Annotated in this window: 22 protein-coding genes; 12 read left to right on the top strand and 10 right to left on the bottom strand. The window is 67.1% G+C overall.

What is annotated here, in order from left to right; all coding sequences use genetic code 11:
* Positions 1-18 precede the first annotated feature (18 nt).
* From pgeF to MUB46_RS08795, 5 genes are all read left to right on the top strand, one after another.
* Positions 19-798 carry a peptidoglycan editing factor PgeF gene (gene pgeF / locus MUB46_RS08815; RefSeq protein WP_261615508.1) on the top strand — a complete coding sequence of 260 codons (780 nt, stop codon included), beginning with the start codon at positions 19-21 and terminating at the stop codon, positions 796-798.
* Positions 799-821: 23 nt separating this feature from the next.
* On the top strand, positions 822-1,973 hold the full coding sequence (locus tag MUB46_RS08810; protein ID WP_261615507.1) for a M24 family metallopeptidase: 1,152 nt from the start codon (positions 822-824) through the stop codon (positions 1,971-1,973).
* A gap of 103 nt (positions 1,974-2,076) precedes the next feature.
* A complete protein-coding gene (locus MUB46_RS08805) occupies positions 2,077-3,111 on the top strand; it encodes a hypothetical protein (protein ID WP_261615506.1) in 1,035 nt (344 codons plus the stop codon).
* Positions 3,112-3,217: 106 nt separating this feature from the next.
* Positions 3,218-3,433 (top strand): GDCCVxC domain-containing (seleno)protein, encoded by a 216-nt coding sequence (locus tag MUB46_RS08800; protein WP_261615555.1) that lies wholly within the window; start codon positions 3,218-3,220, stop codon positions 3,431-3,433.
* Positions 3,434-3,562: 129 nt separating this feature from the next.
* Positions 3,563-4,495: a ribose-phosphate pyrophosphokinase gene (locus MUB46_RS08795; RefSeq protein WP_261615505.1), complete on the top strand. Its 933-nt coding sequence runs from the start codon at positions 3,563-3,565 to the stop codon at positions 4,493-4,495.
* A 40-nt stretch (positions 4,496-4,535) separates the two neighbouring features.
* Here MUB46_RS08795 and MUB46_RS08790 read toward each other — a convergent pair whose 3' ends face one another.
* The 3 genes from MUB46_RS08790 to MUB46_RS08780 form a co-directional block, all read right to left on the bottom strand.
* On the bottom strand, positions 4,536-4,928 hold the full coding sequence (locus tag MUB46_RS08790; protein ID WP_261615504.1) for a VOC family protein: 393 nt from the start codon (positions 4,926-4,928) through the stop codon (positions 4,536-4,538).
* Positions 4,929-5,000: 72 nt separating this feature from the next.
* Entirely contained in the window at positions 5,001-5,696 is a 696-nt protein-coding gene (locus tag MUB46_RS08785; protein WP_261615503.1) for an SDR family oxidoreductase, read from the bottom strand.
* 50 nt (positions 5,697-5,746) lie between these two features.
* Positions 5,747-6,367 carry a glutathione S-transferase family protein gene (locus tag MUB46_RS08780; protein WP_261615502.1) on the bottom strand — a complete coding sequence of 207 codons (621 nt, stop codon included), beginning with the start codon at positions 6,365-6,367 and terminating at the stop codon, positions 5,747-5,749.
* A gap of 230 nt (positions 6,368-6,597) precedes the next feature.
* On the opposite strand from MUB46_RS08780, the gene MUB46_RS08775 reads away from it, so the two are divergent.
* Genes MUB46_RS08775 through MUB46_RS08755 form a run of 5 tightly spaced genes read left to right on the top strand, consistent with a single transcriptional unit; the run spans position 6,598 to position 9,973 of the window.
* On the top strand, positions 6,598-7,254 hold the full coding sequence (locus MUB46_RS08775; protein ID WP_261615501.1) for a 50S ribosomal protein L25/general stress protein Ctc: 657 nt from the start codon (positions 6,598-6,600) through the stop codon (positions 7,252-7,254).
* A 26-nt stretch (positions 7,255-7,280) separates the two neighbouring features.
* Entirely contained in the window at positions 7,281-7,907 is a 627-nt protein-coding gene (pth, locus tag MUB46_RS08770; RefSeq protein WP_425256228.1) for an aminoacyl-tRNA hydrolase, read from the top strand.
* 4 nt (positions 7,908-7,911) lie between these two features.
* On the top strand, positions 7,912-9,009 hold the full coding sequence (gene ychF, locus MUB46_RS08765; RefSeq protein WP_261615500.1) for a redox-regulated ATPase YchF: 1,098 nt from the start codon (positions 7,912-7,914) through the stop codon (positions 9,007-9,009).
* 14 nt (positions 9,010-9,023) lie between these two features.
* Positions 9,024-9,497 carry a MaoC family dehydratase gene (locus tag MUB46_RS08760; RefSeq protein WP_261615499.1) on the top strand — a complete coding sequence of 158 codons (474 nt, stop codon included), beginning with the start codon at positions 9,024-9,026 and terminating at the stop codon, positions 9,495-9,497.
* Entirely contained in the window at positions 9,497-9,973 is a 477-nt protein-coding gene (locus tag MUB46_RS08755; protein ID WP_261615553.1) for a MaoC family dehydratase, read from the top strand. The genes MUB46_RS08760 and MUB46_RS08755 overlap by 1 nt, the downstream gene beginning before the upstream one ends.
* A gap of 73 nt (positions 9,974-10,046) precedes the next feature.
* Here MUB46_RS08755 and MUB46_RS08750 read toward each other — a convergent pair whose 3' ends face one another.
* A complete protein-coding gene (locus MUB46_RS08750) occupies positions 10,047-10,592 on the bottom strand; it encodes an adenine phosphoribosyltransferase (RefSeq protein ID WP_425256235.1) in 546 nt (181 codons plus the stop codon).
* An 87-nt stretch (positions 10,593-10,679) separates the two neighbouring features.
* On the opposite strand from MUB46_RS08750, the gene MUB46_RS08745 reads away from it, so the two are divergent.
* The gene (locus tag MUB46_RS08745; RefSeq protein ID WP_261615497.1) at positions 10,680-10,877 is read left to right on the top strand and encodes a hypothetical protein; all 198 of its coding nucleotides are present in this window, start codon (positions 10,680-10,682) and stop codon (positions 10,875-10,877) included.
* An 18-nt stretch (positions 10,878-10,895) separates the two neighbouring features.
* Here the strand turns inward: MUB46_RS08745 and MUB46_RS08740 are convergent, their stop codons facing one another.
* The 5 genes from MUB46_RS08740 to petA all read right to left on the bottom strand — a co-directional run bounded on the left by MUB46_RS08740 (position 10,896) and on the right by petA (position 16,119).
* On the bottom strand, positions 10,896-11,771 hold the full coding sequence (locus MUB46_RS08740) for an S-methyl-5'-thioadenosine phosphorylase (protein ID WP_261615496.1): 876 nt from the start codon (positions 11,769-11,771) through the stop codon (positions 10,896-10,898).
* 76 nt (positions 11,772-11,847) lie between these two features.
* Entirely contained in the window at positions 11,848-13,242 is a 1,395-nt protein-coding gene (chrA, locus tag MUB46_RS08735) for a chromate efflux transporter (RefSeq protein ID WP_425256227.1), read from the bottom strand.
* Positions 13,243-13,403: 161 nt separating this feature from the next.
* Positions 13,404-14,207 carry a cytochrome c1 gene (locus tag MUB46_RS08730; RefSeq protein WP_261615495.1) on the bottom strand — a complete coding sequence of 268 codons (804 nt, stop codon included), beginning with the start codon at positions 14,205-14,207 and terminating at the stop codon, positions 13,404-13,406.
* A gap of 28 nt (positions 14,208-14,235) precedes the next feature.
* A complete protein-coding gene (locus MUB46_RS08725) occupies positions 14,236-15,516 on the bottom strand; it encodes a cytochrome b (protein ID WP_261615494.1) in 1,281 nt (426 codons plus the stop codon).
* 27 nt (positions 15,517-15,543) lie between these two features.
* Positions 15,544-16,119: a ubiquinol-cytochrome c reductase iron-sulfur subunit gene (gene petA / locus MUB46_RS08720; RefSeq protein ID WP_261615493.1), complete on the bottom strand. Its 576-nt coding sequence runs from the start codon at positions 16,117-16,119 to the stop codon at positions 15,544-15,546.
* 198 nt (positions 16,120-16,317) lie between these two features.
* On the opposite strand from petA, the gene MUB46_RS08715 reads away from it, so the two are divergent.
* Entirely contained in the window at positions 16,318-16,806 is a 489-nt protein-coding gene (locus MUB46_RS08715; RefSeq protein WP_261615492.1) for a tRNA (cytidine(34)-2'-O)-methyltransferase, read from the top strand.
* 1 nt (position 16,807) lies between these two features.
* Here MUB46_RS08715 and MUB46_RS08710 read toward each other — a convergent pair whose 3' ends face one another.
* The gene (locus tag MUB46_RS08710) at positions 16,808-18,664 is read right to left on the bottom strand and encodes an ABC transporter ATP-binding protein (RefSeq protein WP_261615491.1); all 1,857 of its coding nucleotides are present in this window, start codon (positions 18,662-18,664) and stop codon (positions 16,808-16,810) included.
* Between the last annotated feature and the right edge of the window lie 50 nt (positions 18,665-18,714).

Genomic DNA, 18,714 nt, shown 5'->3' with positions numbered 1-18,714 from the left:
CCATGAAGATTGACGCCCATGAAGATTGAAGCTGGCGCCCTCGCCCTGCCGGGCATCCGCCACGGCTTCTTCACCCGCCACGGCGGCGTCTCGGAAGGCGTCTACGGAAGCCTCAATATCGGCCTTGGCTCGAAGGACGATCCCGCCCGCGTTCACGAGAACCGGGGCCGCGTCGCCGATGCGATGGGGGTCTCCCGCGACCGACTGGTGACGCCCTGGCAGTATCATTCCGACGTCGCGCTGGTCGTCGACAGGCCCTGGGCCGAAGACGACCGCCCCGAAGCCGACGCCGTCGTCACGGCGGTGCCGAGGCTGGCGCTCGGCATCTCGACGGCCGACTGCACGCCGGTCCTGTTCGCCGATCCTATCGCGAAGGTCGTCGGCGGCGCCCATGCCGGCTGGCGCGGCGCGCTCGCCGGGGTGCTCGAATCGACCGTTGCGGCGATGGAGCGGCTCGGCGCCCGGCGCGAGCGCATCGTCGCCGTGATCGGACCCACGATCTCGCAGGCCAACTACGAGGTCGGCCACGACTTCCGCGACAATTTCCTCGCCGCCGATCCCGCCAACGCGCGCTACTTCGCCGAACCGGAGACTGCCGGGGGCAACGCGGGTAAACCGCATTTCGACCTGCCGGCCTATGCCGCCGACCGGCTGGGGCACGCCGATGTCGGCACCGTGGTCGATCTGCGCCGCTGCACCTACGCCGAAGAGGACACGTTCTTTTCCTTCCGCCGCACCACGCATCGCCGCGAGCCCGACTACGGGCGTTTGATCGCCGCGATCGCGCTGGAGGAGTGAGAGCGCTGGAGGAGTGAGCGGCGATGGCCCTGCATTTCGACGAAGCGGAATTTGCGACACGCCGCCGGCGGCTCGATGCGGCGCTGGAGGCGGCCGGCCTCGACGGCCTGCTGATGTTCTCCCAGGAATCGATGTACTGGCTGACCGGCTACGACACGTTCGGCTTCTGCTTCTTCCAGTGCCTTTACGTCGACACGGACGGCACGACGGCGCTTTTGACCCGCTCGGCCGACCTGCGCCAGGCGCAGCACACCTCGAACATCGCCGACATCCGCATCTGGACCGACGCCGACGGCGCGACGCCCGCCGGGCAGCTCAAGGACATGCTCGCCGCGCTCGGCGCCCGGGGCAAGCGGCTCGGCGTCGAGTATGAGAGCCACGGCCTCGTCGCCGCCAACGGCCGTGCCGTCGACGCTGCCCTGGACGGCGTCTGCACGCTCGAGGACGCCTCCCGGCTCGTCACCCGCCTGCGCGCGGTGAAGTCACCCGCAGAGATCGCCTACGTGCGCAAGGCGGCGGAACTGGGCGATGCCGCCTATGACGCAGCCCTCACCGAAATCGCGCCCGGCGCAGACGAAGGCGCGGTGCTGGCCGCCATGCAGGGTGCGGTCTTCGCCGGCGGCGGCGACTATCCGGCCAACGAGTTCATCATCGGCTCCGGCGCCGACGCTCTGCTCTGCCGCTACAAGGCGGGCCGGCGCACGCTCGACCGGCAGGACCAGATCACGCTGGAATGGGCCGGCGTCTACCGCCACTATCACGCGGCCCTGATGCGCACCGTGTGCATCGGCGCAGCGAGCGATCGGCACGTCGCGCTTCACGCCGCCGCGCTGGACGCATTGCGCGAGGTCGAGGCAACCATCGCCCCGGGCCGCACCGCCGGCGAGGTCTTCGACGCCCACGCCCGCGTCATGGACGCCCACGGGCTCGAACAGCATCGCCTGGCCGCCTGCGGCTACTCGCTTGGCGCCAAATTCACCCCGTCCTGGATGGACTGGCCGATGTTCTACGCCGGCAACCCCTGGGTTCTGGAACAGGGTATGGTGATGTTCGCGCACATGATCATCATGGATTCCGACACCGGGATCGCCATGTGCCTCGGCCGCACCTCGCTGGTGACGGAATCGGGCGGCGAACCGTTGTCCAAGGCCTCGCTGGACCTCATCGTCAAATAGCGATACGAACCGCAGGCGGCGGGGGCCGTAATACGCGGACAAGGCGTCGACGGTCAGGAAGATGGTTTCCGTAGCATCAATAACCGGATTTCGCCGGACGGCATTGCTGAGCCTCGCGATCGTCGCGGGCCTGCTCGGCGGCTGCCAGACGAACGGCCCGGCGACCGGAACACCGCCGACTGCGGAGGCGACGCCGCCGGCCGGCCAGGCCCCGGCCGCCACGAAGACGGCACTGGCCTTCGAGCCGGTCGTCGGCATTCCCGAGGAGCGCGCCACGGTGCTGGCAACCGAACTCGGCGCCGGCGCCGCCGCCAGCAACCTGCCGATCATCGGCCGCGACAAACCCGACGTGACGTTCCGCATCAAGGGCTATTTCAATGCCGTGGCCCGGGGCGGAACGACCGACGTCAGCTACGTCTGGGACATCTTCAACGCCGAGGGCACCCGCGTGCACCGGATCGCGGGAACCGAATCCGTTCCCGCCGCCCTGCCCGATCCCTGGTCGGCCATTCCGGACGAGACGCTGAAGAAAATGGCCCGCCAGACGGTCGAGGAATTGCGCAGCTGGCTCGATAGCGGCACGCCCACCACGGCCCTAGCCAGCGACCCGTCGCCGCCCGGCGCCGGCTCCTCCTACGCCGAAGCCCCGACCGCGGGAACCCGCGCCGGCCTGACCAAGACCCAGGCGATGGCGACGGGACGCGGCGGACGCATTCCCGACGCCGCCACGCTCCATCCGGCGGCCACCGCCATGGTGGACTCCGCCGCCGTGCCCGAGCCGCCGCGCTTCACCTACTTTCTGTCGGGCGTGGCCGGCGCGACCGGCGACGGCGCCAAGGCACTGACCTACGCCCTGTCAGGCCAACTCGAAGCCGCCGGCGGCGCCCGCGTCGCCAGCAAGCGGGACGCCGACTACGTGATCGGCGGCGAAGCCACCGTCGCTCCGCCGGTGCGCGGCAGCCAGATCGTCGCGATCATCTGGTCCGTCGCCGAGCGCGGCGGCAAGGCCCTGGGCAGCGTCCGCCAGATCGGCAAGTTCACGCAGGGCGCGCTTGATGCCACCTGGGGAACCTCCGCCGACACCGCGGCGGCGTCCGCTGCCCCGGGCGTGCTGGCGCTGATCCCGCAGGGCCAGTAGACTAGAACCTCAGACTACGGCCTTAGACTTGGGCTTTCACAGCCGCGCCCGCGAGCGATTTCGCTCGGACGGCGGTGTGCCTGAGGCGAAGATGAAAATGCCCGGGATGGTGAATCGCACCTCGACCCTCACATGCCCGAAATGCGGGCACCGGCAGTCCGAGGAGATGCCGGACAACGCCTGCGTGTATTTCTACGAATGCACTGGCTGTCACGCCCTGCTGCGGCCCAGGCCCGGCGATTGCTGCGTGTTCTGCTCCTATGGCGACGTGCCCTGTCCCCCCATACAGACGGATGACGCTACGGCACCGCGGTGCTGCTGACCGGCCCGCGACGACATCGGCCCCGATTCCCGTTTGCACCTTGTCCTAGGCCTTGCTATTTAGCCCGCGCCGCGCGGTCGTCCCGCCGACCCCGCATTTCTTTCAGCGGCCATGGGCTTGGGAAAAAATATGAAACTCGTCGCAGGCAACTCGAACCGGGCCCTCGCCGAGGCGATTGCCGCCTATCTGAATTCGCCTCTCACCCGATGCCAGGTGCGGCGCTTCGCCGACATGGAAGTGTTCGTGGAGATCCAGGAGAACGTCCGTGGCGAGGATGTCTTCGTCATCCAGTCGACGTCGTTCCCGGCCAACGACAACCTGATGGAACTGCTGATCATCACGGATGCGCTGCGCCGCGCCTCGGCCAAGCGCATCACCGCGGTGATCCCCTATTTCGGCTATGCCCGCCAGGACCGCAAACCGGCCGCCCGCACGCCGATCTCGGCGAAACTGGTCGCCAACCTGATCACCCGCGCCGGCGCCGACCGCGTGCTGACCATGGATCTGCATGCCGGCCAGATCCAGGGTTTCTTCGATATCCCGACCGACAATCTCTACGCCTCGCCGGTCATGGTGCGCGACATCAAGGAGCGCTTCGACCTTTCCAAACTGATGGTCGTCTCCCCCGATGTCGGCGGCGTGGTGCGCGCGCGCGGACTGGCCAAGCGCATCGACGCCCCGCTCGCCATCGTCGACAAGCGCCGCGAGCGTCCCGGCGAATCCGAGGTCATGAACATCATCGGCAATGTCGAGGGCATGACGTGCATGCTGGTCGACGACATCGTCGATTCCGGTGGCACCCTGTGCAACGCCGCCGACGCGCTGCTCGCCAAGGGAGCGACGGGCGTTCACGCCTACATCACCCATGGCGTCCTGTCCGGCGGCGCGGTGGCCCGCATCACCGCCTCGCGACTGGCCGAACTGGTGATTACCGATTCGATCCAGGCGACGGAAGCCGTCCGTGTCGCCCACAACATCCGCGTCCTGTCGATCGCGCCGCTGATCGGCGAGGCGATCGGCCGGACCGCCAGCGAAGAGTCTGTGTCGAGCCTGTTCGACTGACCCCGTTCGCCGCCGGCCGCCAGCGGATGACCGCGACCGGCTAGCCGGTCGTGTAGCACACCGCTTGCAGCTTGTTGCCGTCCGGGTCGCGCACATAGGCGGCATAGTAGGTGTCGCCGTAGTGCGGGCGCGGCCCCGGCTGTCCTTCGTCCATTCCGCCATGCTGCAACGCGAGCTCGTGAAAGCGGTGCACCTGCGCGCGGGTCTCGGCGACGAACGCCACATGCGTCCCGTTTCCCCACGTCGCCGGGCGTCCGTCTTCCGGCGTGTAGATGTAGATGGTCGGCATCCGGCCGTCCCTTTCGTAGGCGGGCGGCGCGCCGGCCGGCTTGGCCAGGCGATCGAAGCCGAGAACGCCCAGAACCGCATCGTAGAAGCGGCCGGCGCGTTCGCTGTCGTTGGTCCCCAGGGTGATGTGGCTCAGGACGGACATGCATGTCTCCAAGTGAAGGTGTTCCCCGTCGTTGTTACGACAGGTCTCCTGACAAGGCGCCGTCAGGAGCGTTCAGTGAGACGTCGGCTTCACCAGGATTTCCGACACGTCCACGTGAGCGGGCTGCGACACCGCGTAGAGGATCGCGTTCGCCACGTCCTCGGCCTTGAGCGCATCGGGTTTGGGGGTCTCGAAGAACGGCGTATCGACCATCCCCGGCTCGATCAGCGTGCAGCGCACCCCGGTGCCCTCGAGTTCGTCGATCAGGTTGTATCCAAGCCCGGTCACCGCCCATTTGGTCGCGCCGTAGATCGACCCCTTGATCGTGCGGCGTCCGGCGCGCGAACCCAGCAGCAGGATGTGGCCCCGGCGTTTGCGGATTTCGGGCAGGCACACCTTGGCCGTCAGCGCCAGCCCGTAGAAATTGGTGAGGATCATCTCCCGCCAGTTGTCCGGGTCGCCGGTCTCGATGCCCGCCGCCGTCGAGCCGATGCCAGCATTGGCGAGAACCACATCGATCCGGCCGAACGCCGCAAGCGTCGCCGCGACCATCGCCTGCTGGGCGGTGTGGTCGGCGACGTAGCAGGCAACCGCAATCGCCCTGTCCGGTCCGCCGAGTTCCTCGGCCAGCGCGGCAAGCCTGTCGGTGGAGCGCGCCGCCAGCGCAACCCGATAGCCGGCCGCGACGGCAGCGCGGGCCGTGGCCGCGCCGATGCCGGACGAGGCACCGGTGATCAGGAAGGTCTTCGTGTGCTGCGTATCCGACATCGTACTCCTCTCGTATGTTGTCCCTTTGAATCCGGCGGCGCGCGCCTGCGTTACGTCAGCGGCAGCATCACGTGTTCCCGGAAGGCCGGCCTTTCGGCGAGGCCCGCGTACCACGTCTCGACGTTCGGCAGATCGGGACGTTTGATGTCGAGCCCGAAATACCGATAGGTCGCACATCCCACCGGGATGTCGCCCATCGTCAGCCGTTCGCCCGCCACATGGTCGCGGCCTTCCAGCGCGGCGTCGAGCAGGATGAACGCCCGGCCAAGCGCGATGACGCCGGCCTTGATCGCCGCATCGTCGCGCTGCTCGACCGGCGTCCTGATCAGCCCCCAGAACACCGTGCGCATCGGTGCGTTCAGCGTGCTCGCCGTCCAGTCCATCCAGCGGTCGGCATTGGCGCGAACCGCCGGATCGGTCGGCCAAAGCCCGCCGTCATCGTATTTCGCCGCGAGGTACCGGACGATCACGTGCGACTCCCACAGCACCACGTCGCCGTCGCGGATTGTCGGCACCAGCCGGTTCGGATTGAGCGCGGCATAGTCCTCGGTATCGACCACGCCGTAGGCGCCCCCGGCATCGTGGCGCACATGCGCGAGACCGATCTCACCCACCGTCCACATCACCTTCTGGACATTGATAGAATTGGTCCGGCCCCATATTTCCAGCATCGCCATCTCCGTTCCGGCACCCGTCTGCCCGCGACCATGCGCCGTGATGCGGCGTTTGTCACGTAACGCAGGGTCAAGACCGCCGGGTCACGGACCGCCGTCGCGGCTTCTTGCCTCCAGGCCCCGCCTGCCTTATAAGCCCTCTCGCGTGCCCGTCCGCACCCCTGGAGGAGACGGGCAACCGGAGCCGGCCCGATTGGTCGGCCCTTTCATTTCGAGGAGACTACGACATGTCAGCGACCGTTTCGCTCAAGGCGGCGGCGCGCGAACGGGTCGGCAAGGGGGCCGCCCGTGCCGAACGTCGCGCTGGACGCATTCCCGCCGTTATCTACGGCGGCAAGGAATCTGCCACCCCCATCACGCTCGACCACAAGGAAATCGCCCTGAAGATCAAGGGCGGGCACTTCCTGACGACCGTGTTCGAGATCGACGTCGACGGCAAGAAGGTTCGTGCCCTGCCGCGCGACTTCCAGCTCGATCCCGTCAAGGATTTCCCGGTCCACGTCGATTTCCTGCGCCTGACCAAGGGCGCCACGATCGCCGTCGAGATCCCGGTGAACTTCGTCAACGAGGAAGAGAGCCCCGGCATCAAGCGCGGCGGCGTCCTCAACGTGGTTCGCCACGAGATCGAGGTGAACGCGCCGGCCGACGCCATTCCCGACGAAATCGTCGCGGATCTGACCGGCCTCGACATCGGCGACTCGCTGCACATCTCGGCGATTGCCCTGCCGGAAGGCGTGACGCCGACCATTACCGACCGTGACTTCACCGTCGCCACCGTTGCCGCCCCGGCCGCTCTGAAGAGCGAAGAGGAAGCGGCGGCCGAGGAAGGCGCCGAGGAAGGTGCGGCTGCGGAAGCCAAGGCTCCGGAAGGCGAGTCCGAGTAAGGATCGCCTGCCGGCCCGCCGGACAGGTGATCGGGCTCATGGTGCTGATGGTCGGCCTCGGAAATCCCGGGCCGAAATACGAAGGCAATCGCCACAATATCGGCTTCATGGCCATCGACGCCATCGCCGACCTGCATCGTTTTTCCGGCTGGCGCAGCCGGTTCCAGGGTCAGGTCGGCGAGGGATCGCTCGGTGATGTCCGCGCCATGCTGCTGAAGCCGATGACGTGGATGAACGAGTCCGGACGCTCCGTCGGCGAGGCGATGCGCTGGCTGAAGAAGACGCCGGGCGAGGTGATCGTGTTCTACGACGAGCTCGATCTCGCGCCCGGCAAGGTCCGCGTGAAGACCGGCGGCGGCGCTGCCGGTCACAACGGCATCCGCTCGATCATTTCGCATATCGGACCGGACTTCAAACGGGTGCGCCTGGGTATCGGCCACCCCGGCCGCAAGGAGCAGGTCCAGCGTCACGTCCTGTCCGATTTCTCCAAGGCGGACAGGGACTGGCTTGGCCCCCTCCTCGTTGCCGTCGCCGACAACGCGCCTCGTCTGGCCGTCGGCGACGATTCCACATTCATGAACAGGGTCGCCATCGCGCTCGGCAGTCAGGACAAGGCCGACAACGGGCGCACGGCGGGTAAAGCGGAGAGCTGATCGCATGGGCTTCAAGTGCGGTATCGTCGGACTTCCCAACGTCGGCAAGTCGACGCTCTTCAATGCGCTGACCCAGACCGCGGCGGCGCAGGCGGAGAACTATCCCTTCTGCACCATCGAGCCGAATGTCGGCGAGGTCGCGGTTCCCGATCCGCGCCTGAGCGAGCTTGCCCGCATCGCCAAGTCCGCCGAGATCATCCCGACACGGCTGACCTTCGTCGATATCGCCGGCCTCGTGCGCGGCGCCTCCAAGGGTGAAGGGCTCGGCAACCAGTTCCTCGGCCATGTCCGCGAAGTCGACGCGATCGCCTTCGTGGTGCGCTGTTTCGAGGACGACGACGTCACCCACGTCGAGGGCCGCATCGATCCCCTCGCCGACGCCGAGACCATCGAGACCGAGCTGATGCTCGCCGATCTCGAGAGCCTAGAGAAGCGGCTGCCGACGCTGGAGAAGCGGATCCGCGGCGGCGACAAGGAAGCCAAGCTCTCTCAGGAGCTCGTCAACCGCGCGCTGGAGAAGCTGCGCGACGGCAAGCCCGCCCGCCTGGTCGAGATCGCGGACGAGGAACGCAAGGCCTTCGAGGCGCTGAACCTACTGACCTCCAAGCCCGTGCTCTATGTCTGCAACGTCGACGAGGCGTCGGCGGCAACCGGCAACGCCCATTCCCGCAAGGTCGAGGAGCGCGCCGCCGCCGAAGACGCGGCCTGCGTCGTCATCTCCGCCAAGATCGAGGCCGAGATCGCGCTGCTGCCCGCCGACGAGCGGGCCGAGTTCCTGGAAACCCTCTCGCTGGAGGAACCGGGCCTCAACCGGCTGATCCGCGCCGGCTACGACCTCCTGCACCTCGTCACCTTCTTCACCATCGGCCCGAAGGAGGCGCGCGCCTGGACCGTGCATCGCGGCGCCCGCGCGCCGCAGGCCGCCGGCGAGATCCACACCGATTTCGAAAAGGGCTTCATCCGCGCCGAGACCATCTCCTTCGACGACTTTATCCGCTGCAACGGCGAGACGGGCGCGAAAGAGGCTGGCAAGATGCGGCTGGAGGGCAAGGAGTACGTCGTCCAGGATGGCGACGTGTTCCATTTCCGCTTCGCGGCCTGACGGGGGCAATCGGAATGATCGGTAGCACACGAAAAGCATTCGAGGACTTCACGCCCGGCGACAGCGTCGTGTTCCACCGTACCCGGGTGTCGAAGGAGGACATCGTCGATTTCGCCGCCGATTGGGACCCGCAGCCGATGCACCTCGACGAGGAGGCCGGCAAGGCGAGCATCCTCGGCGGGCTCACGGGCTCGGGCTGGCACATGATCTGCCTGCTGATGCGCGGCATGTGCGACGGGTTCCTGATCGACTCGACGTCCGCCGGCTCGCCCGGCGTCGACGACGTGCGCTGGCTCAGGCCGTTGCGCCCCGGCGACGACCTGAGCATCCGCTACACCGTGCTGGATGCGCGCGTATCGAACAGCCGGCCCGGAATCGGCATCGTCCGTTTCCGCTTCGAGATGACCAACCAGAACGACGAGACGATCATGGTGGTCGAGAACCCGATCATGTTCGGCCGGCGCCAGCACGCGGAGGCGGCATCGTGATCTACTTCGAGGACGCCCAGATCGGCTTCAAGGCGGACATCGGCAGCCACACCTTCACCGCCGACGAAATCATCGCGTTTGCCAGCCGCTGGGACCCGCAGCCCTTCCACATCGACGCCGATGCCGCGCGCGAGAGCCTGTTCGGCGGCCTGTGCGCGAGCGGCTGGCACACCGCCTGCACATGGATGCGGCTCAATGTCGACGACCTGAATCAGCGCACCAAGGACGCCGCTGCGGCGGGTGGGCCGACGCCGAAGTTCGGCCCCTCCCCCGGCATCTTCGACCTGAAGTGGCCGCGTCCCGTCTATGTCGGCGACACCATCACCTATTCCTGGGAGATCGTGGACAGGCGCGAATCCGCCTCGCGCCCGGAATGGGGGATCGTCACCTATCTGGCCGAAGGCCATAACCAGAACGACGACCGCGTCCTCAGCTTCCACGGCCGCTTCTTCATGGGCCGCCGCCCCATCGCCTGACGCGGCCTTCCGGAGCGCCCTAGGGGGCGTCGTCGGGCGCCCCTATTCGCCCTCGCCTATTCGCCCTCGGCCCCTATTCGCCTTCGAACGCCAGCAGCGTATGGACGGTGACGCCCTTGCGGCGCAGCCGCTCGGCGCCCCCCAGATCCGGCAGGTCGATCACGAAGCAGGCCGCGACCACCTCGCCGCCGGACTTGCGGATCAGGTCGATCGCCGCATCCGCCGTGCCGCCGGTCGCCACCAGGTCGTCGACCAGCAGCACCTTGTCGCCCGGGCCGATCGCGTCGGCGTGGATCTCGACCGTATCGACACCATATTCCAGCTCGTAGTCCTGCCCGATCGTCGCGTAGGGCAGCTTGCCCTTCTTGCGGATCGGCACGAAGCCGCGGCCGAGTTCGTGCGCCACCGCGCCACCAAGGATGAAGCCGCGCGCCTCGATGCCGGCGACATGGTCGAGCGGTGCGCCGAGGAACGGCCAGATCAGCTCGTCGATCGAGGCCCGCAGTCCCGCCGGATTGGCCAGCAGCGTGGTGACGTCGCGAAACAGCACCCCGGGCTTCGGGTAGTCGGGAATCGTCCGGATCAGCGCCTTCAGATCGAGGCCCGCCCGCGTGTTGATCTGCCGTGTCATCGTACTTCCCCTTGCCTTGACGCGCCGAACACGCCAACCCTCGGCGTTGCTCTCGGGCGATTCAGGAGATCAGAAATGGAAACGAATTCCCGCGTGACGCTGACGGACATCGATATCCCGTTCGGCCGGCTCGTCGTCATCTTCATCAAATGGGGCCTCGCCGCAATCCCGGCGGCGATCATCATTTCGCTCGTCATCTCGCTCTTGATGTTCGTGTTCGCGGGCCTGTTCGGCGGCGTCGGCATGATGTTCGGCGAATTCGGCCGCTACTGAACCCGCAGCGCGCGGGCATCAGCCCTTCAGCACCCGTCCCGCCACCGCATCGAGCTTGGCGACAAGGTCCGGGTCGCGGGCCTCGGGCGGCGTGATGATCGCGGTGTCGAGCGCGCGGTCCGAGCCGATGGGACAGGGCTGGTGCTCGCGCGGGAAGTCTGTCGCCAGCCTCAGCACCAGACGGCGCGCGTTGTCGGCGTTCTCGGCGACGATCTTCAGAATCGAGGGTACGTCGACGTCGCCGTGGTCGGGATGCCAGCAGTCGTAGTCGGTGACCATGGCGACCGTGCAGTAGCAGAGCTCGGCCTCGCGCGCGAGCTTGGCTTCCGGCATGTTAGTCATGCCGATGACGTCGCAGCCCCACGACTTGTAGAGCAGCGATTCAGCCAGCGTCGAGAACTGCGGGCCTTCCATGGCCAGGTAGGTGCCGCCACGGTGGACCCGAATGTTTTCCGCCCGCGCCGCTGCCTCGACATGGTCGGCGAAACCCGGGCTCACCGGATGGGAGAAGGCCACGTGGGCGACGCAGCCGACCCCGAAGAAGCTCTTCTTGCGGGCGAACGTGCGGTCGAAGAACTGGTCGACCAGCACGAAGGTGCCCGGTGACAGGTCCTCCCGGAACGATCCGACCGCCGAGATCGAGATGACGTCGGTGACGCCGACCCGCTTCAGCGCGTCGATATTGGCCCGGTAGTTGATGTCGGAGGGGGGAATGCGGTGGCCGCGCCCGTGACGTGGCAGAAACACCAGCTCGAGGTCGCCGATCTCGCCGAAATGCAGCTGGTCCGATGGCTCGCCCCAGGGCGTCGGCACATGCTCCCAGCGCGGATTCTTCAGGCCCGGAAGCTCGTAAACCCCGGAGCCGCCGATGATGCCCAGTTTGGCCTTGGTCATTCTGTCCCCTGCCCGCTTCTCGTGTGTGGTCGAGGGGTTTTAGCGGTCCGCGCGGTCCGCGCAAAGCCCGGCGGCGTTACGCGCCGGTCAGGCCGCTTGCCCAAAGGAGAAGTCCGGCGAACGCGGCCGCGACGAGGACCCAGCCCATCGCCAGCCGCAGGCCGAAAACCGCGACCACCGCGGCGGCGGTCAAGGCCGCGGCGGCGGGATCGAGCGTCGACAGAATGGGCACGTCGACGGCGATGCCGGGTCCCCGCACGGTCGCGACCTCGGCGAACAGGACGTGCAGGGAAAACCAGATCGACAGGTTGAGGATGACGCCGACGACGGCCGCCGTGATGGTGGCCAACGCCGCCGACAGTGCCCGGTTGCCGCGCAGCCGTTCGACGTAGGGCGCGCCCAGGAAGATCCACAGGAAGCAGGGCGCGAACGTGACCCAGGTGGTCAGGAGGGCGCCGAGCGTGCCGGCAACGAGCGGCGGCAGCCCGGTCGCCTCGCGGAACGCCGCCAGGAACCCGACGAACTGCACGACCATGATCAGCGGGCCCGGCGTCGTTTCCGCCAGTCCCAGCCCGTCCAGCATCTCGCCCGGCGCCAGCCAGCCATAGGTGTCTACCGCGGCCTGCGCCACCCAGGCCAGCACCGCGTAGGCGCCGCCGAAGGTCACCACCGCCAGCATCGAGAAGAACGTCGCGATGTCGGCGAAGACGTTTCCGGGCCCCGCCACCGCCAGGAGCACCGCCGTCGGCGAGAGCCACAGCAGGAGGAAGATTACGGCGATACGGACGCTCCACGCGCGGTCCGGTCGGGCGTGGGCGGGGATATCGAGACCGAGGACGGTATCGGCGTCGGCGACTTCGTTGCCGATCCGTCCCGGGCCGCCCTCCGTCCGGAAGGCGGGAAGCGCCATGCGGCCGCCGACGAAGCCGATCAGACCGGCCGCCGCGACGATCAGCGGAAACGGCACGTCGAAGACGTAGATCGCCACCAGCGACGCGGCGGCGACCGCGATCATCACCCGGTTCCTGAGCGCCCGCCCGCCGATCCGCACGACCGCCTGTAACACGATCGCAAGGACAGCGGCCTTCAGGCCGAAGAACAGCGATTCGACGGGCGCGAGCTGTCCGTAGACCGCATAGATCATGCTCAGCGCCAGGATCGACACCGCGCCGGGCAGGACGAACAGGACGCCGGCGATGATGCCGCCCAGCGTTCGGTTCAACAGCCAGCCGACATAGACGGCCAGCTGCTGCGCTTCGGGGCCGGGCAGCAGCATGCAGAAGTTCAGCGCGTGCAGGAACCGCGTGTCGCCGATCCAGCGCTTCTCCTCGACCAGCACCCGGTGCATCAGGGCGATCTGGCCGGCCGGCCCGCCGAAGCTCATCGCCGCGATACGCGCCCACACCCGCACGGCTTCACGCAGCGGGACGATATCGCCGGGACGGCTGGGCTCGGGGGACATCATCGGCATCTGGCAGATTCGGGCTCCGTCATCCGGGTGTATCCCCCATTCTCCGCCTTTTCCCGCCCTGGCGGGAGTGCGCGGGGAAGAGCGACACGTCGACGGCTACCGAGAAACGAAAAAGGGGCCGCGAACGGCCCCTTCTAGATCTGGACTATGACGGTTCGAACTCAGTGTTCGACGTCCCGCCACAGTTTCTTCTTGGAGAAGTACAGCAGCCCCGACAGCACGATCAGGAACACCATGACCTGGAAGCCCAGGCGCTTGCGCTCCTCCATCTTGGGCTCGGCCGTCCACATCAGGAAGGCGGAAATGTCCTTGGCGTACTGCTCGGTCGTCATCGGCGAACCGTCGGTGTACTCGACCAGTTCATCCATCAGCGGCGGCGCCATCGAGAGCTGCCCACCCGGGAAATACGGGTTGTAGTAGGACCCGGCGCGCAGCTCCATCTGCGCGGGCGGATCCTCGTAGCCGGTCAGCAGCGAATAGATGAAGTCCGGCCCGCCTGCGCGCGCCTTGGCCAGCACCGAGAAATCCGGCGGCATGGCGCCGTTGTTCGAGGCCCGCGCGGCCGCATCGTTCGGGAACGGCGGCGGGAAGCGGTCCGACGGCTTGCCCGGCCGCTCGAACATGTCGCCCACCTCGTCCGGTCCGTCGACGACCTCGCGCGGGAACTCCGCGGCGAGCACGGCGACCTGTTCCCGGGTGAAGCCCGGCCCGCCGTCCTCGGCGAGGTTGCGGAAGGACAGAAGGTTCATCGAGTGACAGCTCGCGCAGACCTCGACATAGACCTTGTAGCCGCGCTGGAGCTGGCCCCGGTCGAACGTGCCGAACGGCCCTTCGAACGAGAACTCGACATTCTTCAGCGCCGGCCCGCCGGTTTCCGCCGCCCCGGCCGGGGCGGAGAGCCCCGTCGAGATGGCCGCGGCGAGCGCGATCGGTGCGATACGGGTAAGGGTCATGGCTTTGTTCATGAAAGGCGTCATCGTCATTCCCCCGACCTCAGCCTCTGCTTTCCGGTGCCGAGGCCGCGCCGGCCGCCGCGGTCGCGCCGCCGCCTCCGGACTTGGCCAGGACCGATTCCGAGATCGATGCGGGCAGCGGCTTCGTCCGCTCGAAGATGCCGAGCAGCGGCAGGATGACCAGGAAGTGCAGGAAGTAGTAGGCCGTCAGGATGCGCGACGCGATCACGTACACGCCCTCCGGCGGCTTGGCGCCGAGATAGCCCAGACCGATGCACACCAGGACGAGGATCCAGAAGAACTGCCGGTACAGCGGCCGGAAGCTCGCCGACTTGACCCGCGAGGTGTCGAGCCACGGCAGGATGAACAGCACGCCGATCGAGGCGAACATGGCGATGACGCCGCCGAGCTTGTCGGGGATGGCCCGCAGGATCGCGTAGAACGGCAGGAAGTACCATTCAGGCACGATGTGCGGAGGCGTCACCAGCGGATCCGCCGGGATGTAGTTGTCGGTGTGGCCGAGATAGTTCGGCATGTAGAACACGAAGGCCGCGAAGAAGATCAGGAACACCGCGATCGCGAAGCCGTCCTTCACCGTGTAGTAGGGATGGAACGGCACCGTGTCCTTCGGCGACTTCACCTCGACGCCCGTCGGGTTGTTGTTGCCCGGCACGTGCAGCGCCCAGATGTGCAGGAACACGACGGCGGCCAGCACGAACGGCAGCAGGTAATGCAGGCTGAAGAACCGGTTCAGGGTCGGGTTGCCGACCGCGAAGCCGCCCCACAGCCACTCGACGATCGTCGGGCCGACCAGCGGGATGGCGCTGAACAGGTTGGTGATGACGGTCGCGCCCCAGAAGCTCATCTGGCCCCACGGCAGCACGTAGCCCATGAAGGCTGTGGCCATCATGATCAGCAGGATCACCACGCCGATCATCCACAGGAGCTCGCGCGGCGCCTTGTAGGAGCCGTAGTAGAGTCCGCGGAAGATGTGGATGTAGACGGCGATGAAGAAGAACGACGCGCCGTTGGCATGCATGTAGCGGATCAGCCAGCCGTAGTTCACGTCGCGCATGATGTGCTCGACGCTGTTGAAGGCCAGGCCCACGTTCGCCGTGTAGTGCATCGCCAGCACGATGCCGGTGACGATCTGGATGGCGAGGAACAGCGTCAGGATCCCACCGAAGGTCCAGAAGTAATTCAGGTTCTTCGGCGTGGGAAAATCCATCGCGTTGACTTGCATGGTGCTGATGATCGGCAACCGCGTGTCGATCCAACGCACCACAGGGTTCTTGTAGTGAACAGTCGAGTGCCCGCTCATGAGATTCTGCTTCAGCCCCCGGTTTGCTTAGCCGACGCGGATCCGCGTGTCGGACACGAATTCATACACCGGAATGTCGAGGTTTCGCGGTGCCGGCCCTTTGCGGATGCGCCCGGCCGTATCGTAGTGCGAGCCGTGGCACGGGCAGAACCACCCGTCGTAGTCGCCCTGCTCGCCCAGCGGGACACAGCCCAGATGGGTGCAGATGCCGACCATCAGCAGCCACTCGGGGCGGGAATCGCCCTGGCCGTGCGCCCGGTTGGCGTCGCTCGCCGGATCGTCGGCCGGCAGGTTGGCGTTGCGAGCCAGGGGATCGGGCAACTCGTCCAACGCGACGGCGTCGGCCTCCTCGATCTCCGTGTCCGTGCGATGCCGGATGAAAACCGGCTTGCCACGCCACATCACCGTGAGGCTCTGCCCCACTTCCACCGAGCTGATGTCGACCTCGATCGACGCCAGTGCCTGGACGCTTGCATCCGGATTCATCTGATCGATGAACGGCCAAACGGCGGCACCGACACCGACTGCGGTGACGGCTCCTGTGGCGATGTAAAGGAAATCCCTGCGCGTGGGCTCTTGCGTGTCCGTATGGGCGTGGGCCACGTCCAATTCCCCGATGTCGTTTTACAGACGAACGTCCATCCTGCCATAACAGCATAGCCTGCCGAAACAGCATAGGAGGACGCGCCCGCCGACCTGGCAGGCGGGCATCCTTTTTGCACTCTTGATCCGCGTTGTCCAGCACACCAAAGGGGTTCGTGGCCAATTGTCGCGAATATTTCTAAGCAGCGAGGCGTGCCGGTGATCCGATTGGCCCTCTATCAGCCCGACATCCCCCAGAACACCGGGACCGTTCTGCGGCTCGGGGCGTGCCTCGGCGCGCCGGTTGATATCATCGAGCCGGCCGGATTTCCCGTGTCGGACCGGGCATTTCGCCGTGCCGGCATGGATTATCTCGACCATGTCGCCCTCACCCGGCACGTTTCGTTCGACACATTCCTGGAAACGCTCCGCGGCGACGGCCGCCGTCTGGTGCTGGCGACCACCAGGGGCGCCGTTCCCTATACCGATTACGCCTTCCAGAGAGCCGACACGGTGTTGCTCGGGCGGGAATCGCAAGGCGTCCCGGACGACGTTCACGCCGCGGCGGACGCGCGCGTGTTCATTCCCATGCGCCCCGGCCTGCGGTCCCTGAACGTCGCCGTCGCCGGAGCGATTCTCCTGAGCGAGGCGCTGCGCCAGACCGGCGGCCTCCCGGCCGCCGGTCCCGCACAGATCAGCCCGACATAGATCAGGAAATCGACGCTAGCGTCTCCGGCTCGATCTCGCCGAGGAACCCGCCGGACTGACGCCGCCACAGGCGGGCGTAGATCCCGTCGCGAGCGACCAGCTCGTCGTGGCTGCCGACTTCGGCGATCCGTCCCGCCTCCATCACCACCAGCCGGTCCATCCGCGCGATCGTCGACAGTCGATGGGCGATGGCGATCACCGTCTTGCCGGCCATCAGGGCTTCCAGATCCTCCTGGATCGCCGCCTCGATTTCCGAATCGAGGGCGGAGGTCGCCTCGTCGAGGATCAGGATCGGCGCGTCCTTCAGGAGCACGCGGGCGATCGCGATCCGCTGGCGCTGACCGCCGGAGAGCTTCACGCCGCGTTCGCCGACATGGGCATCGAGCCCGCGCCGGCCGCTCAGGTCGACCAGGTCCGGAACGAACGCATCGGCATGCGCGCGCCGGAGCGCCGACCAGATCGCGGCGTCGTCCGCGTCCGGCCGCCCGTAGCACACATTGTCGCGCACCGAGCGGTGCAGCAGCGACGTGTCCTGCGTCACCATGCCGATCGCCTCCCGCAGGCTTTCCTGGGTAACGCCGGCGATGTCCTGCCCGTCGATCAGGATGCGGCCGGCTTCCACGTCGTGGAACCGCAGTAGCAGATTGACGAGCGTGGACTTGCCGGCGCCCGACCGTCCCACCAGTCCGACCCGTTCTCCCGGCTTGATATCCAGCGACAGCCGGTCGATGACGCCCTTGTCGCGGCCGTAGTGGAATGCCACCTGCTCGAAGCGGATGGCGCCCCGATCGACACGCAGGCGGTCGGCCTGCGGCCCGTCGACGACCGTGTAGGGCCGGGAGATCGCCTCCATCCCCTCGGCAACGGTCCCGAGGTTCTCGAAGATCTCCGTCATCACCCACATGATCCAGCCGGACATGGCGTTGATGCGCATGACGAGGCCTGCCGCCAGCGCGACGGCGCCGATGGTGATCGCGCTCGCCTGCCACAGCCAAAGCGCCATTCCCAGCGTGCCGGCGATCAGCAGGCCGTTGATCGCCACCAGCGAGAAGTTCATGGCGGTGATCTGCCGCATCATCACGAAGTGCTTGGCGGTGTGGTCGACGATTGCCTCGCGGGCATAGTCGTCCTCCCGCTCGGCGTGGGCGAACAGCTTCACCGTCATCACGTTGGTGTAGCTGTCGACGATGCGCCCGGTCAGCGTCGACCGCGCCTCCGACATGATCGTGGCGTTGTCCTTGACCCGCGGCACGAAAGTCCCGAGCACCAGCACATAGGCAACGATCCACAGTACCAGCGGGATCGTCAGCCGAACGTCGGCATCGGCGAACAGGACCAGCGCGCTGCCGGTGTAGACGACGACGTACCAGATCGCGTCGATCAGGCTGACGACGGCCTGGCGCAGGGCCGGACCGGTCTGGATGATCTTGTTGGCGAGCCGCCCGGCGAAGTCGTTCTGGAAGAACCCCAGGCTCTGGCGCAGCACGTAGCGATGCGTCTGCCAGCGCACGAGATTCATCAGCGGCGGCTCGACGGCCTGATGCACGAGCAGCAGGTGCAGTCCGAACACCAGCGGGCGCACCAGCACCACGACCGCCGCCATCCACAAAAGCGTCGGGCCGTATTCGGCGAACAGGTCTCCCGGCGCCACGGTTTTCAGCAGGTCGATGATGTGCCCGACGAAGGCGAACAGGCTGACCTCGACCAGCGCCACGGCACCGGCCACGACGATCAGGACCGCCAGCGTTTTCCACGCCTGACGGGTGTAGAACCAGATGAACGCGGCAAGCTGGTCGGGCGGACGGTTGTCACGGCCGACGGCAAGAGGATCGATAATGGATTCGAAACGGGCAAACATGATTGGCTCCGGACATTCGGCGGCGTTGGGAAGGGACGCACCGGATGCGG

It is taken from the genome of Microbaculum marinisediminis, from assembly GCF_025397915.1.
Classification (GTDB): domain Bacteria; phylum Pseudomonadota; class Alphaproteobacteria; order Rhizobiales; family Tepidamorphaceae; genus Microbaculum; species Microbaculum marinisediminis.
This window is presented reverse-complemented; position numbering and strand designations above follow the sequence as displayed.

What these genes read in the sequence shown, in the direction of transcription:
- pgeF (WP_261615508.1), top strand. Translation starts at nt 19, where the DNA reads ATGAAGATTGAAGCTGGCGCCCTCGCCCTGCCGGGCATCCGCCACGGC.
- MUB46_RS08810 (WP_261615507.1), top strand. Translation starts at nt 822, where the DNA reads ATGGCCCTGCATTTCGACGAAGCGGAATTTGCGACACGCCGCCGGCGG.
- MUB46_RS08800 (WP_261615555.1), top strand. Translation starts at nt 3,218, where the DNA reads ATGGTGAATCGCACCTCGACCCTCACATGCCCGAAATGCGGGCACCGG.
- MUB46_RS08795 (WP_261615505.1), top strand. Translation starts at nt 3,563, where the DNA reads ATGAAACTCGTCGCAGGCAACTCGAACCGGGCCCTCGCCGAGGCGATT.
- MUB46_RS08790 (WP_261615504.1), bottom strand. Translation starts at nt 4,928, where the DNA reads ATGTCCGTCCTGAGCCACATCACCCTGGGGACCAACGACAGCGAACGC.
- MUB46_RS08785 (WP_261615503.1), bottom strand. Translation starts at nt 5,696, where the DNA reads ATGTCGGATACGCAGCACACGAAGACCTTCCTGATCACCGGTGCCTCG.
- MUB46_RS08780 (WP_261615502.1), bottom strand. Translation starts at nt 6,367, where the DNA reads ATGCTGGAAATATGGGGCCGGACCAATTCTATCAATGTCCAGAAGGTG.
- MUB46_RS08775 (WP_261615501.1), top strand. Translation starts at nt 6,598, where the DNA reads ATGTCAGCGACCGTTTCGCTCAAGGCGGCGGCGCGCGAACGGGTCGGC.
- ychF (WP_261615500.1), top strand. Translation starts at nt 7,912, where the DNA reads ATGGGCTTCAAGTGCGGTATCGTCGGACTTCCCAACGTCGGCAAGTCG.
- MUB46_RS08760 (WP_261615499.1), top strand. Translation starts at nt 9,024, where the DNA reads ATGATCGGTAGCACACGAAAAGCATTCGAGGACTTCACGCCCGGCGAC.
- MUB46_RS08745 (WP_261615497.1), top strand. Translation starts at nt 10,680, where the DNA reads ATGGAAACGAATTCCCGCGTGACGCTGACGGACATCGATATCCCGTTC.
- MUB46_RS08740 (WP_261615496.1), bottom strand. Translation starts at nt 11,771, where the DNA reads ATGACCAAGGCCAAACTGGGCATCATCGGCGGCTCCGGGGTTTACGAG.
- chrA (WP_425256227.1), bottom strand. Translation starts at nt 13,242, where the DNA reads ATGCCGATGATGTCCCCCGAGCCCAGCCGTCCCGGCGATATCGTCCCG.
- MUB46_RS08730 (WP_261615495.1), bottom strand. Translation starts at nt 14,207, where the DNA reads ATGAACAAAGCCATGACCCTTACCCGTATCGCACCGATCGCGCTCGCC.
- MUB46_RS08725 (WP_261615494.1), bottom strand. Translation starts at nt 15,516, where the DNA reads ATGAGCGGGCACTCGACTGTTCACTACAAGAACCCTGTGGTGCGTTGG.
- MUB46_RS08710 (WP_261615491.1), bottom strand. Translation starts at nt 18,664, where the DNA reads ATGTTTGCCCGTTTCGAATCCATTATCGATCCTCTTGCCGTCGGCCGT.